Here is a 15,751-nt window from a genome sequence, read left to right as displayed (position 1 = left end):
GGGTTTGGGTGGGGCTTATTTCTCCATCTGCTCTATCACAGACTGTGTTACGCCGGTGAAAGAGAAACCACCATCGTGGAACAGGTTCTGCATAGTAACCATACGGGTAAGGTCGCTAAACAGGGTTACTACGTAATCTGCGCATTGGTCAGCATCGGCATTGCCCAGCGGACTCATCTTTTCAGCGTAGTTTACGAAGCCATCAAAACCTTTAACACCGTTACCGGCTGTAGTGCGGGTTGGCGACTGCGAAATGGTATTCACACGTACGTGTTTTTTTACACCATACTGGTAGCCAAAATTGCGGGCAATGCTTTCCAGGTAAGCCTTGTTATCGGCCATGTCGTTATAATCAGGGAATACGCGCTGCGCCGCTATATATGTTAAGGCCAATATAGAACCCCACTCGTTAACAGCATCAAGCTTCATAGCTATCTGCATTACCCGGTGAAAGCTAAGTGCCGATATATCAAAACCCTTGTGGGTAAATTCGTAGTTGTTTTCGGTATAGTGAATGTTCTTGCGCACGTTTACGCTCATGCCAATCGAGTGCAGTATAAAATCAACACCGCCGCCAAAATGCTCCATACTTTTGGTAATCAGGTTGGTAACATCTTCGTTGCTGGTAACATCAGCAGGTATAACAGGGGCATTACATTCCTCTGCAAGTTTATTCAGTTCGCCCATGCGCAGTGCCAGCGGCGAGTTGGTTAAAACTATTTCGGCACCTTCGGCCACGCAGCGCTGAGCCACTTTCCAGGCTATCGACTGCTCGTTAAGCGCACCAAAAATAATCCCCTTTTTACCTTTTAATAAATTGTAAGCCATTGTTCGTTGGTTTTTATAATGTGGCAAAGTTATGTTTTTTTGTTGGAAAAGGTTATTAGAAGTTGGAGAGGTTAAAAAAGCTGGAAGGTTGGAAGGTTGGAAGGTTGGAAGGTTGGAAGGTTGGAAGGTTGGAAGGAACCGTCTCTATCGAACGTTGTTTTAATATTCTGAAAAATTGTTTTAATTCCTTGAAATTCGAGTTCAGAAAATGACAATTGCGATGCCTTCGGCCCGGGCTATCCGCTCATACTGCACAGGCCTTATCCACAGGCCGGTATCCGCTGCTATCCCCATCGCAGTTCTGAACCGTTGATTTTATTGATTAAGTGATTCCGTTGATTGTCTGAACCCTGATTTATAGGATTAAAAGATTTCTTGATTCTTATCCTCCTCAAAAATCAGGGATTCCTAAAATCATTGAATCAAGGTTCAAAAAAAAGAAACCCCTACCCAAACAGCCCGATTTTCACCCCTAAAAGTTCCCTTGCATTCTGCAATGCGCTCTCACCAGGCCTATCGCCGCTGAGCATTTTGGCAATCTCCAGCACACGCTCGTCGTCGCTTAGTTTTTTGATGCGGGTTTTGGTAGCTACGTCTGTATCGTCTTTATAAACAAAGTAATGGCTTTTGCCTTTGCCTGCTATTTGCGGCAAGTGGGTTATGGTAATTACCTGCAGATTTTGCGCCAGGCGCTCCATTACCTGCCCTACTTTATTGGCCACTTCGCCGCTTACCCCGGTATCAATCTCATCGAATATGATGGTAGGCAATGCGGTATATTCTGCAATGATCGATTTGATGCTGAGCATCAACCTGCTTAACTCGCCGCCCGAAGCCACCTTGCTCATATCCGCCAAAGCATGGCCCTTGTTCGCCGAAAACAGGAAGCGGATAACGTCGATACCATTAGGCCCAAGCACTACTCCACCTGCTCCCCCTTTAGGAGGCTGGGCGGCCTGCCCCTGCTCAATTTCCAATACAGAATTGTTCATACCCATTTCGGTAAGGTTGGCCAGCACCTTTTGGATGATAACCGGGATGGCCTTTTTGCGGTTGACTGATAGTTGGGCAGCCAGCTTTTCCAGTTCTTTTTGTGCCGAAGCTATTTGCTTTTGCAGCTTATCTATGGCCTCGTCGCCAAAAACAGCCTGCGCAATTTTTTCTGACAGGTCTGCCTGAATAGCGAGTAATTCCTCGTTGCTATTAACGCGATGCTTTTTCTGCAGGTTGTATAGCAAACTGAGGCGGGTGTTTACTTCTTCGGCACGGGCATCATTGGTGATGGTGCGCTGCTCAATAATTTCTATCTCGGCGGCTATATCCTTCAATTCTATCAGCGTGCTATTCAGCCGCTGGTGCAGTTCTTCCACCTCGTTATCGTATTTTTCAACGATAGACAATTGCTGCCCGGCTTCGCGCAGTTGGATAATCGCCGAGGTTTCGCCCTCGTGCATGAGGTAGTGTGCGCCCAGCAGGTTGCGTTTTATTTCCTCGGCGTTGTTAAGCGCGTAAAGTTCTTTCTCCAGGCCCTCCTGTTCATCGGCAGCTATGCCTGCTTTTTCCAGCTCATCAAACTGGAACTGGTAATAATCCAGGTCGGCTTTGGCTTTATCGCTTTGCTCTATCAGTTGCTGCAGGGCCGAGAGTGATTTGCGGTAGGCTTTGTATTTGGTTTGGTAAGCGGCCAGCAACTCGTGGTGGCCGGCCACGCCATCAACCACCAGCAACTGAAAATCAGGGTCGTTTATCTCCTGCGTGGCATGTTGCGAATGGATATCGATGAGCTTTTCGCCGAATTGCTTCAGCAAGGTAAGGTTAACCGGTGTATCGTTGATGAATGCCCGCGATTTGCCATCACTCGATATCTCGCGGCGCAAAACGGTATCGTCCTCATGGTCGAGGTCGTTATCTTCAAAAAAGGAGTTGAGGTGGAAGCCCGTTATTTTAAACGAACCTTCTATCACACATTTTTTTTGCTGGTTAAAAAAATAACGACTCTCGGCACGTTGCCCCAGTAAAAGCGACAAGGCACCCAGGATAATGGATTTACCCGCCCCGGTTTCGCCCGTAAGGATATTGAGGCCCTTATCGAACTTAATCTCGAGGTTATCAATCAGCGCGTAGTTTTGTATGGTTAGCTTTTGAAGCATAAAAAATACCTTTTTTTGGACGCACTAAATTACGAAAAGATACTTAGCTAGGCATGCTTACATGAAAATTACTAAAAAAAATAGCAATATGGTCAGATTTTTACCAGCCTAATACTTATTTCTTTGCCAGCCGTTTCATATACGCCCAGTTAAAGCCTATTACCACAATCAAAATCACCAGGCCGAAGAACTCACGACTTTCTTCTATCCATGGTTTTTCGGCTTTCATGGTTTGCACCATGCTTTCGTGGTTATGCTCGGTAACCCAATCAATAACGCCGGTTTTATCAAAAAACAAGTACGCTGCATAAGCTCCGTACACAATCAAACCGGCCAGATACGCCTTAGGGTAGAATTTCTTTTGCGATGCCAGGTAGCAAATGGCGGCACTGTACAGGTAAATAGGCGCCCAGATGTAAGGGTCGGGGTCGTTATACTGCAGGGCTGCAAAAACGATGAATATAAAAACGAATACCAAGTTGAAGATTTTCATGTTGTTTTGAAGGGCTTAATTCAAGTTTACGTTAATTCGGTGGCGATAAATTTCGGAAATTGAAGCTTATTTTCAGTAAAATTTGCAAACTATACAAAGTTTCCTTTTTTGCGATTTTCCCGAGCGCGCATGATTTAAAATTATGCGTATATTTGCTTTTATGAAAAGCAGATTAAATCTTACTATCGAAGAAAGCTTGTTGCAAAACATCAAGCAATATGCCCGTAAACAGCAAACGAGCGTTTCTGATTTGGTAGAAACTTACTTTAAAATCATCACCAAACCTGCAAAACAGGTAACCTTTATGGACCTGGTTGAAGAGCTTGGGCCACACAACATCGACCCAAAAGCTGATTTAAAGGAACTTTATTATCAAGACAAAAAACATGGCTTATAAAATTTTTTTAGATGCGAATGTTTTGCTTGATTATATCTTGAAACGAGAGCATCAGGAAGATGCAAAGGCAATTATAGAAATGGTTCAGGATGGCTATGTTGAAGGGTTTATAACTTCGTCGGTACTACACATTATCGGGTACTGGATAGCAAAAGCCTACGGAATAGAAAAAACCAAAACGTTGTTGTTAAATCTATTAACGAATGTAAAGGTTATTGATATAACACATGAGGTTGCTTTGATTGCGGTACACTCTAAAATAGATGATATTGAAGATGCACTACAATATTACACCGCTATACATCACAAATTAGATTACTTTATTTCCAGGGATAAGCAATTAAAAAAAGATGGCATCCCTACGTTGCAGGTTTACACGCCGCAAGAATTTATTAATAGAAGCCTTTAGCGATTTACCCCTCTCTCAACTTCTTCTTCTCCCGTAACATCATCCCATAATCCATCCTCCGCAAGGCGGCATTAACGGTGCTGGCTATCCTGTTGGCACGTGTTTCCTCCGTTTTGGCATCGTTTATCCATTTAATAAAATACCCCTGGTGCGATTTGGTGATGCTGTTGAAATAGTCCGCAGCCTCCGGCTCAAAGTCGAAACATTCCTGCAAATCCTCGGGAACTTCCCGCTTAAAATCAGCGTCAAATTCCAGGCGCACGCGCAGCATTGCACCCTTGCTTTTGCGGATGCCCTTACGCATTCCCTCGTTAAGCGGCAATATAAAAGTACCATCGCCATGCGGCAATAATGATTTGCCTGCAATGGCCAATTCATCCAAGAATCCGCGTACCCTAAACGAGCGTTTATCATTAGGTTTTAATAGCAAGGCACTGTCGGCAGGGATGACAATATAGGTCCAACCGGTTTTATCACCGTATTCACCAAACTGCAGGATGAGCGTATCAAAATCAACCATAGCCAAATATAGGGCATGCCGTCGGCAATTGTTAAATGTTTGTTAAATCAAATAATTTAACACTTATGGGTGTAACACTTCGATTGCCGATAGCATCTTATGAGTATAAAATCAACCACATAAATTGAAAATCATGAAAAACTTAAAATCAATCGTACTCGGCTTAGCCCTTTTATTGATATGCGGAGCCGTTAACGCAAAACCAACCAACGACAACGAAAGCCTTACCGCAAACCACGCCATAAATACCTATGTTGACGCCATTACCCGCGGCAAACTAAATGGGCTGAACGACGTGTTGGATCAGTCGGTAAAGTTTAGCATGCTGCGCGGCAAAAAAGTATTAAGCTTTGATAAAAAGCAAATGATGGAATTTTTCAAAGGCGATAAAAACGTAGAGCAGGCCTGCACCACCAGCACCGAAATTGTGGAAAGCAATGCCGATGTGAAATTGGTAAAGGTAGATATGAAATTCGACGGCTTTACCCGCAGCAATTATGTAACCGTGGCAAACACCGGCGATGGCTGGAAGATTACCAACGTGTACAGCGTTTTTAAATAATTTATTAGTTTAGTTTAGTGTTTAAGTGTGAGGCCTCCCCGAAGATTCGGAGAGGCTTTCTTATTTTACAAAAGGTTGCAAAACAGCCTGCCATTTATCGTAACCGGTTTTGTTGAGGTGCAGCAAGTCGCTCTCAAACAGGCTCGAATCGGGCTGCATGGTGGCGGGCTTCAATACTACCGATGCCACGTCGATATAATGACCTTTCCTTTTACCGGCCAAAAACGTCTTTATCTGTGCGTTGGCAATATTTACCTCGTTTAGATATTTGGCGCGACTTGGGCTGGGTTTAATAGCCATAAAATAAACCTCGGCCTTGGGCAGTTTACTGCTGATGATGGCCCAAAGTTTGGTAAACTCATCCGCCACGAAAGCACCCGATTTGCCTGCCGCAATATCATTCTCTCCAGCATACACGAAAATCTTCTTTGGCTGATAAGGAAGCAATATATAAGGCGTATAATAAGCCACCAGCTGCTCCAACGTGCACCCGCCCACCCCGCGCCGGATGATGGGTTTATCGCTAAAGCGCTGCTCCAGATCGGTCCATTTACGGATAGACGAACTGCCGATGAACAGGATGCCCCCCTTCGGCGGGAACTTGAGGCTGTCCTGATGCCTGAATTCTCGTATCTCGTTATCGAAAGGGAAACCTGTTTGCGCCCGGGCAATGCCGGTAGCGGCTAAAATAAAAAGTATTATGATCTTGATTTTCATACTGCTTGCGATAATCTATCCTCGAAAAACATGAAGGGCATCAGGCTATGTACGCCATCTATGGCCCAAACCGGGCCGCCTATGCAATACAACAACATTTTAAAAGGGCTGTTTTGCCGTTTTTCGCATTCGGCCATTACCTGCAGGCAGGCCCCACAGGAGGTTACAGGTTTTAAAAGTTCGAAATCGTCGGTTTTAGCGGTTACGGCCATAGCAACAATGGGGTCATCAGCGTGGCTGGTACCCCAATGGAACAGGGCCACACGCTCGGCGCACAGGCCGCTTGGATAGGCCACGTTCTCCTGATTGCTGGCATGGATCACCTTTCCGCTTTTTAACAGCAGCGCCGCGCCTACCCTGAATTTGGAATAAGGCGAATGTGAAGAGGCCAGCGCTTTTACAGCCTCCTGGCACAGGTTATGGTCTTCGGCGTTCAACTCCTCAACCGTATCGTATTCTTTAAATGAGATTTTTATTTCGTGTTTTGTCATCTTGGTAGCCCATCTGAAAAAGAGGGGGATACAAGATAAGAAAAAAAACTAAGGTTCAAATTATTGTCCGAAATAGTAATATATTTAAATCTGATATGAAAAACCTCAAACCATTCGCAATTGCCGCTATCGCACTGTTGCTATTTTCCTGCCAGTTTAATGGCACCTATGTAAACCGGGAAGAAGACAAAACCGCTGCAGAAAAAATAACCAAGCAATATTTCGAGCTGCTTAAAGCAAAAAAATACGATGAATCGTTCCCATTGTTCAGCGACAAGTTTTGGACGGTTACCTCGAAAGAAAAAGCCAAAGAAATATTCACAGCAACCAATAATAAACTTGGTGCATTGGTAGATATTAAATTAGACCATTGGGAAACGAGGAGAGTAGAAGGCACGAACCCTTCGGCGGAATATATTTTGTATTACCTGAATAAATATGAAAAATACGACGCCAAGGAAACGCTAAGCCTAACCCGAGAAGCCGACGGCAAAATAAAAATTATTGCTTTTAATATTAATTCAGAAGGCTTCTTTAAATAAAAAAAAACGAGGCACCTGCCATTGCCAGGCTTCACCTGCGAATCTAAAGGAAGAAAAATATATTATTCAAACCACGCCTTACCCTTTTCTAATCGGCAAAGCGTATCCGAAAAGGAATCACCAATATGAATATGGTCCGCACTATCTAAACCGATAAATGGGGAAATAACGATTCTGTACTGCTGATTATTGAATTCAATGCCAATAAATTCTCCACTGCCGTTGCTACCAATGGCTATCGTTTCGGAGAACGAGGATAAAATTTCATAATCTTTGTTTAGTTGCAGCAACTCGGCAACATCCCAAAGAACTACATATTCTAATCCGATAAAACCCTCAAACCTTTTATAATTCAAAACATAATACAGGTAGTCCGCAGGCAGTGGAAATCCAATTTCCCTTTGTATTAACTGAATATTTTCAGCAGGCGTAATCCTTTTTTCAAAATTATACCTGGCAAAAAGGGCATTCAGTTCCGTCATATCAAACTTTCTAACTCGCTACCGGTAATTCGCTGCTATCCAGATGCTCGGCTATCAGTGGATTTACGCTTTCGTCGTCTTTTTCTACCCGCAGGTTGTTTACGATGTGCATTTGCCGGGCCGGGGTGTTCTTGCCCATAAAGTATTCCAGCAGGGCCTTGATGTTGGCATCCTTCAGGAACACCGGATCCAACCGGATATCTTTGCCGATGAACAAGCCGAACTCATCGGGCGATATCTCACCCAAACCTTTGAATCGGGTTATCTCGGGCTTATTGCCCAGTTTGGCTATGGCGTTGCGGCGTTCTTCATCGCTGTAGCAGTAGATAGTCTCCTTTTTATTGCGCACGCGGAACAGCGGCGTTTGCAGGATAGATACGTGGCCTGCCTTCACCAAATCGGGGAAGAACTGCAAAAAGAAAGTCATCAGCAGCAGGCGGATGTGCATCCCGTCCACATCGGCATCGGTTGCGATCACGATATTGTTGTAGCGCAAGTTATCTATGCCGTCCTCAATATTCAGCGCGTGCTGCAGCAGGTTAAATTCCTCGTTCTCGTAAACCACCTTTTTTGTCAAGCCGAAACAGTTCAACGGCTTACCCTTTAAGCTGAACACCGCCTGGGTTTGCACATCGCGCGATTTGGTGATACTCCCGCTGGCCGAATCGCCCTCCGTGATGAACAAGGTGGTATCCTGCTTCCGCTCGTGGTTATCGTCGAAGTGCAGTTTGCAATCGCGCAGCTTACGGTTGTGCAATGATGCTTTCTTGGCGCGGTCGTTAGCCAGTTTCTTGATACCGGCTATGTCCTTGCGCTCACGTTCAGATTGCAGTATCCTTGCCTTCAAAGCATCGGCAGTAGCCTGGTTCTTGTGCAGGTAGTTGTCCAGTTCGCGTTTTACAAAATCGCCAATAAACGTACGTACCGATGGCCCATCCGGCCCCACATTCTGCGAGCCAAGCTTGGTTTTGGTTTGCGATTCGAAAACCGGCTCCTGCACTTTGATGGCAATGGCGGCAACAATGGATGCGCGTATATCTGCGGCATCGTAGTCCTTATCGTAATGTTCACGAACGGTTTTTACCACCGCCTCGCGGAAGGCAGCCTGGTGGGTACCGCCCTGCGTGGTGTTCTGCCCGTTTACGAAAGAGTAGTATTCTTCGCCATAAGATTGGCCGTGCGTCATGGCTATTTCAATGTCGTGCCCCTTCAGGTGAATGATGGGGTAACGCAGGTTCTCGGCATCAGCGTTGCGCACCAGCAAATCGTACAAGCCGCGCTCCGAAAGGTATTTTTTACCGTTGAAATTGATGGTAAGCCCCGAGTTCAGGAACACATAATTCCATATCATATTCTCCACGAATTCTGGGATGAAGCGATAGTGGCGGAAGATGGTATCATCGGGTATGAAGTTGATGGCCGTGCCGTTGCGCTGCGATGTCTCTTTTTCAGGTTCGTCGCGCGTAAGCTCGCCTTTCTCAAACTCGGCAATCTTGGTGCGCCCATCTCGGTAGCTTTGTACGGTAAAGAAGTTAGAAAGCGCGTTAACGGCTTTGGTACCTACGCCGTTCAAGCCTACCGATTTTTGGAAGGCTTTGCTATCGTACTTACCGCCGGTGTTTATCTTGGATACGCAATCGATAACCTTGCCCAGGGGGATACCACGACCAAAATCGCGCACGGAGACCTTATGCTCGCCCATGTTTATCTCGATGGTTCTGCCCGAGCCCATCACGAACTCATCTATCGAGTTATCTACGATTTCTTTCAGCAATACGTACACGCCATCGTCGTACGCCGAGCCGTCGCCCAGCTTACCGATGTACATACCGGGGCGTAAGCGTATATGTTCTTTCCAGTCGAGCGACCGGATACTGTCGTCATTATAATTACTCTCTGCCATAAATCTCCTTAAAAACCGGCGCGTAGCAGCACCGATTGCAAAAATAAACGTCCCGCATTTAAATCCGTATGAAAATGCGCTAACTTATCAACATTCGTATTACTATCGCTCGCAGATTGACTCAGCCCGAATGCGCTTCGCTATTCAACCCTCTCTAACTCCGTTAAAGAGGGTAAAGAAAAAAATATTGAAGCTACCATCTTTGCGGAGCAGGGAGGATGGTCGAGCGGAGCAAAGACCGGGCCTGCCTGTCGGCAGTCAGGTGCATCAACTCGCGTCGCGGACGTTTGCGGCATGTTTCAAACACTAAAGCCTGCTGTAATTCCTCTCCCCTACTTGAGGTTGAACTTGATGCAGTTGCTGGCCCTATCGATGTTCTTGAAAAACTCCGGGCCTTTATCATTGGTAAAACAAACGGCTATAATGGTGCCTGTATGGGCCTTCTGCAGGGTAATAAGCAAACCGTACTTATAATGTTTGGTAACGGCCATATTCTGCAGGTTGAGCAGGTAGCTGCGGCCGGCATCCGCGTGATAGCGTGCTAAATACGAGGGCGGGATGCTTCGCTGAAAGTAACCGCTTTTATCGCCGGTAAAGCCCATGGCCTCTGCAGTGCCCATGCCCTGGTATAAGGAATCGGGGTTGTCTTGCCCGCTTTCTTTGCTGCCTATATTGCGCAGATAGGATGCATAGTTTTCTTTTTGCGATTTTACCCGGAACCATATCTCGAACTCCTTGCCGGGCAATTCCATGGCATAATCGTAGGAGAAATCTTCATCATCGGGTGCGGGTATCTCCCTGAAGCCCTTCGGGAAGGTGAACACAGCGTTGGCGCGCCTGGCTATCTCCTTAAAATTCTTTAATTGCGGGCTATCGTATTCCAGCTTTTGGGCAACAGCAGTTTTTTTCTTGCCTATTAGGTGCTTTTTACCCTGTGCAATTGCGGGCGCAACGCAAAACAACAAGATGCCGGTAAGCAATATTTGTTTAATTTGCCTCAAAATAGTTTAATCAAGCAGGTAACACTAAAAATCAACAAACGAATTTAATCGAATTTAAGCAGTATTTACAATTTACCTATAATATAAATTTAAAAAATAAACGATTAGCTAAATGAGCATAAAGCCCAAATTGAGCCGTTTCGATCTCACCATGATTGTGATAAGCCTGGTAATAGGCATGGGTATTTTCGGCACGCCCAGCGATGTGGCGACAAGAGCGGGCAATACCCCAGTCTTTTTTGCCGCCTGGATTTTTGGCGGCCTGGTTACCCTTTGCGGCGCCCTTACCTTTGCCGAAATTGGTGCCCGCTACCCCACCACAGGTGGATTTTATAAAGTTTTTTCATATTGTTATCATCCCGCATTCGCTTTCATGATCAACTGGGTGCTGGTTATCAGCAACGCGGCATCCGTTGCGGCGGTGGCACTATTGGGTTCAGAATACATCAGCCCCTTGTTATTGCCACAAAGCCTGCAAAACAGCACCGGCACAAAAATTACCACTATTGCCATGGTGCTGCTGTTATATGTCATCAACTTTTTGGGGATTAAAATGAGTGCCCGTGCGCAAAACGTACTTGCTATTTTTAAGGTTGGGATGATTTTGCTGCTGTGTACCGCCATATTCCGGCACGATTATATTCCTTCAGAATGGGTAGCAACTCCTCATCAAGGTAGCTTGATCACCGCATTCGGACTCAGCCTCGTTCCTGTATTCTTTACCTATACGGGCTATGCGCAAACCATTAATTTTGGTGGCGATATCATCAACGCAAAAAAGAACATCCCCCGGGCTATTTTCATCGGGATAGGTATCGTTATTGCTTTATACCTAGCTATCAACTATGCATATTTTTCGGTACTAGGGTTAGGCGGTTTACAGCATACCCACACGCTGGCTGCGGCCATGTCGTCCGTTATTTTTGGTGCTACTGGTGCTAAGGTAACCTCAATACTTACTTTCGTATCAGTAGTGGCTTATGTAAACGTAAATATACTCTCCAGCCCCCGTGTTTATTATGCCATGGCCGAAGACGGCATTTTACCGGCAATATTTAAAAAAATCAACCCCAAAACACAGGTACAGGAATTTGGCATGAGCTTTTTTGTTGCGGCCATTTTGGTGATCCTATTTTTTGTGAGCTCATTTAGCGAGATGCTGAACTATGTAATGTTCTTCGAGATCATTGGCGTAACAGCGGCAGCGCTATCCATTTTTATCCTGCGAAAGAAAACCCGCGACCTGGATATCACCGGCATTTATACCATTAAATGGTTTCCACTGGTGCCGGTCGTTTTTATTATATCTTACTGCTTTGTTATCCTTAACATCTTCATCTCCTTTAAAGAGAGCCCTTACGCCGCGCTGTTTTGCCTGGCGGCTTATGCGCTGGGATTTGGGATTTACTATTTGAGCGTTAGGAACAAGCGGGAAGCGGCTTAAAGTGCATAAGGGTTTGCTATCGCTAAGCCCGAAATGACAGGTTCAATAGAAAACAATAGACTTTAAACATCTTCCGGCAACCGTCCATTAAAAAATCAATCAATACATTCGTATCAATTAAATATCTCTGTCCCATTCGTTACGGCATTTTTCTACTTGCTTATGTAACTCGTTAGCTGTTTCATCGCTAATGATTCCCCAAAAATCCGCCATTCCGCGTTTCTTTGGCTCTTCATCAATCAACTCATCAACGGCGTATACCAGCACTTCTAACTTTTTGCCAACATACTTTTCAGGCACAGATATACTGATATCTGTTTGCTGTGGGGTGATGCTCGTTTTAACCATCGCTATAATATAAATTATGAAGATAAGTAATTAAAAAATGGTTTGAATTGATGGCAAAGTAAAAATTAAATCTTCTTAAATTATTTTAAGAAGTATTTTGTTTTTTCAGATCAACTTTAGTAAGTTTGCATGGATGATGAATTTGATATCATTAAATATCGCGTACTTCTTTTCCTCGTTAAGGGAATTAAATTTTATAGTTAAATTGGTTGGTAAATCCCCGCTTCGGTGGGGATTTTTTTTTGCCAATTTTTTGAATGTTAAACACAAGCAAAATATATCTGAATTTTTATGGCAAGATTAAATTTACTGGAAGAGACACGTTATGAGAAGCTGCCGGTTAGCGTTTACGCCGACCAGAAAGCGGCATCGCTGGCGGTAGCGGCACGCATAGCGGCTTTGATTCGCGGCAAACAGGCTTTGGGCCAGCAAACCGTTTTAGGTTTAGCCACCGGCGTTACGCCTATTGGCGTTTATGCCGAGCTTATCCGCCTGCACAAGGAAGAAGGGCTATCTTTCAAGGATGTCATCACCTTCAACCTGGATGAGTACTACCCCATGAAGCCTGATGCTGCCCAGAGCTACGTCACTTTCATGAACGAGAACCTCTTCGACCATATCGATATCGACAAAAACCTGGTACATATCCCCGATGGTACCCTGGAACAGGAAGATGTTGCTGCTTTCTGTTTGGATTACGAACGCCAGCTGTCGGAACTCGGCGGCTTGGATTTGCAATTACTGGGTATTGGCCGTACCGGCCACATCGGTTTCAACGAGCCGGGTTCCGCCCCTAACTCGGGTACACGTTTGGTTACGCTTGATGATTTGACCCGCCGCGATGCTTCCCGTGATTTCGGTGGCAAGCAGAATGTGCCCACCAAAGCCATCACTATGGGGGTTGGTACCATCTTCAAGGCCCGCGAGATCATCCTGATGGCCTGGAGCGCTAAGAAAGCATCCATCATACGCAAAGCCGTAGAGGGCGAGATATCAGGAGACGTGCCTGCTACCTTCCTGCAGTTGTCCGACCATGTGGAGTTCGTGCTTGACGAAGGCGCAGCATCGGGTCTTACCCGCTTCGACACCCCATGGCTGGTAAAAGATTGTGTTTGGGACAATAACCTGAAGAAGAAAGCAGTGATCTGGTTATCCTGTGCCGTAGGCAAGCCGATACTGAAACTGACCGAAGAAGATTACAACAACCATGGCATGGCGCAATTAGCCGTAGAGCAAGGGCCGGTGTACGACATCAATATCGATATCTTCAACCAGATACAACATACCATCACCGGCTGGCCGGGCGGTAAGCCGGGTGCCGACGATAGCCAGCGCCCTGAGCGTGCCGAGCCGGCTCGCAAGCGCTCTATTGTGTTCTCCCCCCACCCTGATGATGATGTGATTAGCATGGGCGGTACTTTTATCCGCCTGGTAGACCAGGGGCATGATGTGCATGTAGCTTACCAAACATCGGGCAATACCGCCGTTTGGGATGATGATGTGCTAAGGTATGTCGAGTTCGCCATCGACTTCAAAGAAAGCGTGGGCGAGGATGCATCGGAACTGAAGAAATTGTATGGGGAGATGCGCCACTTCATCGAGAACAAATTGCCTAACCAGATTGATACCCAGGAAATACGCAACGTAAAAGGTTTCATCCGTAAAACGGAGGCCATAGCGGGCGCAAGGTTCGCGGGCGTGCCCGATAGCAACATCCATTTCCAGGCCCTGCCTTTTTACGAAACAGGCAAAACCAAGAAGAACGCTGTAGGCGAAGAGGATATTTTGTTAACTATGGAGCTTCTCCGCAAGGTAAAGCCGCACCAGGTATTCGCGGCAGGTGACTTTGCAGACCCGAATGGTACGCATATCGTATGCTTCAACGTCATCCTGGCTGCCCTGCAACGCTTAAAAGAAACCGAGGATTGGGTGCAAGATTGCTGGATGTGGCTGTACCGCGGGGCATGGCACGAGTTCGCTACCCACGAAATAGAAATGGCGGTGCCGCTTTCCCCTGCCGAGGTTTTGCGCAAGCGCGATGCCATCTTCAAGCATCAAAGCCAAAAAGACCGCCCCGTGTTCCCCGGCGACGATGCCCGCGAGTTTTGGGTGCGCGCCGAGGACCGCAACCGCGAGACTGCCGTAAACTACGACAAACTCGGCATGGCCGAATATGCGGCCATGGAGGCCTTTGTGAGGTATCATTACTAAGCAGCGTATAATTTAAAAACACAAAAAGGCGCGATTTGCGCCTTTTTGTGTTTTTCTCCAGATTTTGCTGTTCTCTTCTAATACATACCTCTTACAAAAATCAACAGTTCAACCATTACCTGTATTAAAGTGCAGATTACTAACGCCTTAACCACTTGCTCCTGCATCCTCCAAAAGGTATTCGATAATTCGTTCCCTGGGGTTAAAAGGGGCAAGTTGATCTAGCCCCATCTTTTTGATGGCTAGTTCAACCAGCTCCGGCTCGCCAGGCTCCTGCGCAAACTCCTCCTCTTCTGCAAAATACTTACCGGCATCAAGCATCGCCTTTAGGGGTATCAACCCTATCAACTCGCTGCCGGTTACACGTGTACCGTACGCAGCGGCTTTGCTGCAAACTTCAATAAAAGCCAGGTGTATAGGCGCAACCGCTATTTGGGTAAGGTTCATAGATACCTGTGCCATACCATATTCCTTGATGTACCAGCCTATCGCTTTTACACTCTTTAGGGTGCCTGTCAGCCTCTTGGGCTTGCCATCTTCATCGGTTATCACCTTGCCAGCTACCGGGTCGCCACTGCGCATTACCCGGCCAGACTCACGCACATCAAAAGCAATAGCATTGGCAACACTTACGCTATCGGTATCCAGGTTTACGTTGTAGGCTATCAACAAATCGCGGGCACCTATTACGGTGGCACCACGCTTTACATCGTTCTCTGCCGGGCCATAATCAGGCTTCCATTGAGGCTGTTTCATCTTTGTAAAAAAACCCTCATACTCCCCGGCGCGGATTACCGAAAGGTTACTCCGGCTTCGATCCGCCTGCGAATGCTCGTACAAGTAAACGGGGATACCCAACTCCTCACCTACGCGTATAGCCAGCTGCCGGGCGTATAGCATCGTCTCTTCCATAGTCATATTGGCGATTGGTATCAGCGGACAAACATCAGTGGCCCCCATCCTGGGGTGCTCGCCTTTCTGCTTGCTCATGTCAATTAGTTCGCCCGCTTTTTTTATCGCCAAAAACGCGGCCTGTATCACCGCCGATGGTTCACCCACAAAGGTTACTACGGTGCGGTTGGCAGCTTTGCCCGGGTCAATATTCAATAAAAAAACGCCATTGACCGATATAATCTCGTCCGTAATTTGTTTGATAATATCCAGGTTAACGCCTTCGCTAAAATTGGGTACGCATTCTATTAGTTTGTTCATTTGTTCACTAGTTCACTGGTGTCGGCTTGTTTGAGCGGCAA

Annotated in this window: 17 protein-coding genes; 6 read left to right on the top strand and 11 right to left on the bottom strand. The window is 46.1% G+C overall.

What is annotated here, in order from left to right:
- Nucleotides 1-15: 15 nt before the first annotated feature.
- The 3 genes from E2R66_RS00985 to E2R66_RS00975 form a co-directional block, all read right to left on the bottom strand.
- Complete coding sequence (locus E2R66_RS00985) at nucleotides 16-828, bottom strand: enoyl-ACP reductase FabI (protein WP_133229738.1); 813 nt, start codon at nucleotides 826-828, stop codon at nucleotides 16-18.
- 446 nt (nucleotides 829-1,274) lie between these two features.
- Nucleotides 1,275-2,978, bottom strand: a complete 1,704-nt coding sequence (recN, locus tag E2R66_RS00980) for a DNA repair protein RecN (RefSeq protein ID WP_133229740.1) — start codon at nucleotides 2,976-2,978, stop codon at nucleotides 1,275-1,277.
- Between the two features lie 115 nt (nucleotides 2,979-3,093).
- Nucleotides 3,094-3,471 (bottom strand): transmembrane 220 family protein, encoded by a 378-nt coding sequence (locus E2R66_RS00975; RefSeq protein WP_133229742.1) that lies wholly within the window; start codon nucleotides 3,469-3,471, stop codon nucleotides 3,094-3,096.
- Between the two features lie 160 nt (nucleotides 3,472-3,631).
- On the opposite strand from E2R66_RS00975, the gene E2R66_RS00970 reads away from it, so the two are divergent.
- A complete protein-coding gene (locus E2R66_RS00970; RefSeq protein WP_133229744.1) occupies nucleotides 3,632-3,868 on the top strand; it encodes a DUF6364 family protein in 237 nt (78 codons plus the stop codon).
- A complete protein-coding gene (locus E2R66_RS00965; protein ID WP_133229746.1) occupies nucleotides 3,858-4,277 on the top strand; it encodes a type II toxin-antitoxin system VapC family toxin in 420 nt (139 codons plus the stop codon). Before E2R66_RS00970 ends, E2R66_RS00965 begins: the two co-directional genes overlap by 11 nt.
- A gap of 4 nt (nucleotides 4,278-4,281) precedes the next feature.
- On the opposite strand, the gene E2R66_RS00960 is transcribed toward E2R66_RS00965, so the two are convergent.
- Complete coding sequence (locus E2R66_RS00960; RefSeq protein WP_133229748.1) at nucleotides 4,282-4,797, bottom strand: YdeI/OmpD-associated family protein; 516 nt, start codon at nucleotides 4,795-4,797, stop codon at nucleotides 4,282-4,284.
- 133 nt (nucleotides 4,798-4,930) lie between these two features.
- Here E2R66_RS00960 and E2R66_RS00955 point away from each other — a divergent pair, with 133 nt between their 5' ends.
- Nucleotides 4,931-5,359 carry a nuclear transport factor 2 family protein gene (locus tag E2R66_RS00955; RefSeq protein ID WP_133229750.1) on the top strand — a complete coding sequence of 143 codons (429 nt, stop codon included), beginning with the start codon at nucleotides 4,931-4,933 and terminating at the stop codon, nucleotides 5,357-5,359.
- Nucleotides 5,360-5,419: 60 nt separating this feature from the next.
- On the opposite strand, the gene E2R66_RS00950 is transcribed toward E2R66_RS00955, so the two are convergent.
- Together E2R66_RS00950 and E2R66_RS00945 are read right to left on the bottom strand one after the other, a co-directional pair.
- Nucleotides 5,420-6,076: a GDSL-type esterase/lipase family protein gene (locus E2R66_RS00950; RefSeq protein ID WP_133229752.1), complete on the bottom strand. Its 657-nt coding sequence runs from the start codon at nucleotides 6,074-6,076 to the stop codon at nucleotides 5,420-5,422.
- Nucleotides 6,073-6,567, bottom strand: coding sequence for a cytidine deaminase (locus E2R66_RS00945; protein ID WP_133229754.1), 495 nt, complete (start codon nucleotides 6,565-6,567; stop codon nucleotides 6,073-6,075). The genes E2R66_RS00950 and E2R66_RS00945 overlap by 4 nt, the downstream gene beginning before the upstream one ends.
- A 95-nt stretch (nucleotides 6,568-6,662) precedes the next feature.
- Here E2R66_RS00945 and E2R66_RS00940 point away from each other — a divergent pair, with 95 nt between their 5' ends.
- Nucleotides 6,663-7,109, top strand: coding sequence for a DUF4019 domain-containing protein (locus E2R66_RS00940; RefSeq protein ID WP_133229756.1), 447 nt, complete (start codon nucleotides 6,663-6,665; stop codon nucleotides 7,107-7,109).
- A gap of 62 nt (nucleotides 7,110-7,171) precedes the next feature.
- Here the strand turns inward: E2R66_RS00940 and E2R66_RS00935 are convergent, their stop codons facing one another.
- The 3 genes from E2R66_RS00935 to E2R66_RS00925 form a co-directional block, all read right to left on the bottom strand.
- Complete coding sequence (locus E2R66_RS00935; protein ID WP_133229758.1) at nucleotides 7,172-7,591, bottom strand: SMI1/KNR4 family protein; 420 nt, start codon at nucleotides 7,589-7,591, stop codon at nucleotides 7,172-7,174.
- A 10-nt stretch (nucleotides 7,592-7,601) separates the two neighbouring features.
- The gene (locus tag E2R66_RS00930; RefSeq protein WP_133229760.1) at nucleotides 7,602-9,494 is read right to left on the bottom strand and encodes a DNA topoisomerase IV subunit B; all 1,893 of its coding nucleotides are present in this window, start codon (nucleotides 9,492-9,494) and stop codon (nucleotides 7,602-7,604) included.
- Nucleotides 9,495-9,826: 332 nt separating this feature from the next.
- Nucleotides 9,827-10,495 carry a hypothetical protein gene (locus E2R66_RS00925; protein ID WP_133229762.1) on the bottom strand — a complete coding sequence of 223 codons (669 nt, stop codon included), beginning with the start codon at nucleotides 10,493-10,495 and terminating at the stop codon, nucleotides 9,827-9,829.
- Nucleotides 10,496-10,607: 112 nt separating this feature from the next.
- On the opposite strand from E2R66_RS00925, the gene E2R66_RS00920 reads away from it, so the two are divergent.
- The gene (locus E2R66_RS00920; protein ID WP_133229764.1) at nucleotides 10,608-11,939 is read left to right on the top strand and encodes an APC family permease; all 1,332 of its coding nucleotides are present in this window, start codon (nucleotides 10,608-10,610) and stop codon (nucleotides 11,937-11,939) included.
- A 117-nt stretch (nucleotides 11,940-12,056) separates the two neighbouring features.
- Here E2R66_RS00920 and E2R66_RS00915 read toward each other — a convergent pair whose 3' ends face one another.
- Entirely contained in the window at nucleotides 12,057-12,287 is a 231-nt protein-coding gene (locus E2R66_RS00915; protein ID WP_133229766.1) for a hypothetical protein, read from the bottom strand.
- A gap of 291 nt (nucleotides 12,288-12,578) precedes the next feature.
- Between E2R66_RS00915 and E2R66_RS00910 the strand changes: the two genes are divergently transcribed.
- Nucleotides 12,579-14,498 carry a glucosamine-6-phosphate deaminase gene (locus tag E2R66_RS00910; protein ID WP_134737896.1) on the top strand — a complete coding sequence of 640 codons (1,920 nt, stop codon included), beginning with the start codon at nucleotides 12,579-12,581 and terminating at the stop codon, nucleotides 14,496-14,498.
- 147 nt (nucleotides 14,499-14,645) lie between these two features.
- Here the strand turns inward: E2R66_RS00910 and ftcD are convergent, their stop codons facing one another.
- A complete protein-coding gene (gene ftcD / locus E2R66_RS00905) occupies nucleotides 14,646-15,710 on the bottom strand; it encodes a glutamate formimidoyltransferase (protein ID WP_133230455.1) in 1,065 nt (354 codons plus the stop codon).
- Nucleotides 15,711-15,751 lie beyond the last annotated feature (41 nt).

The sequence above is a fragment of the Mucilaginibacter psychrotolerans genome (assembly GCF_004519315.1).
GTDB classification, from domain to species: Bacteria; Bacteroidota; Bacteroidia; order Sphingobacteriales; family Sphingobacteriaceae; genus Mucilaginibacter; species Mucilaginibacter psychrotolerans.
The sequence above is the reverse complement of the archived record's forward strand: the minus strand, read 5'-3'. Positions and strand labels throughout refer to the sequence as shown.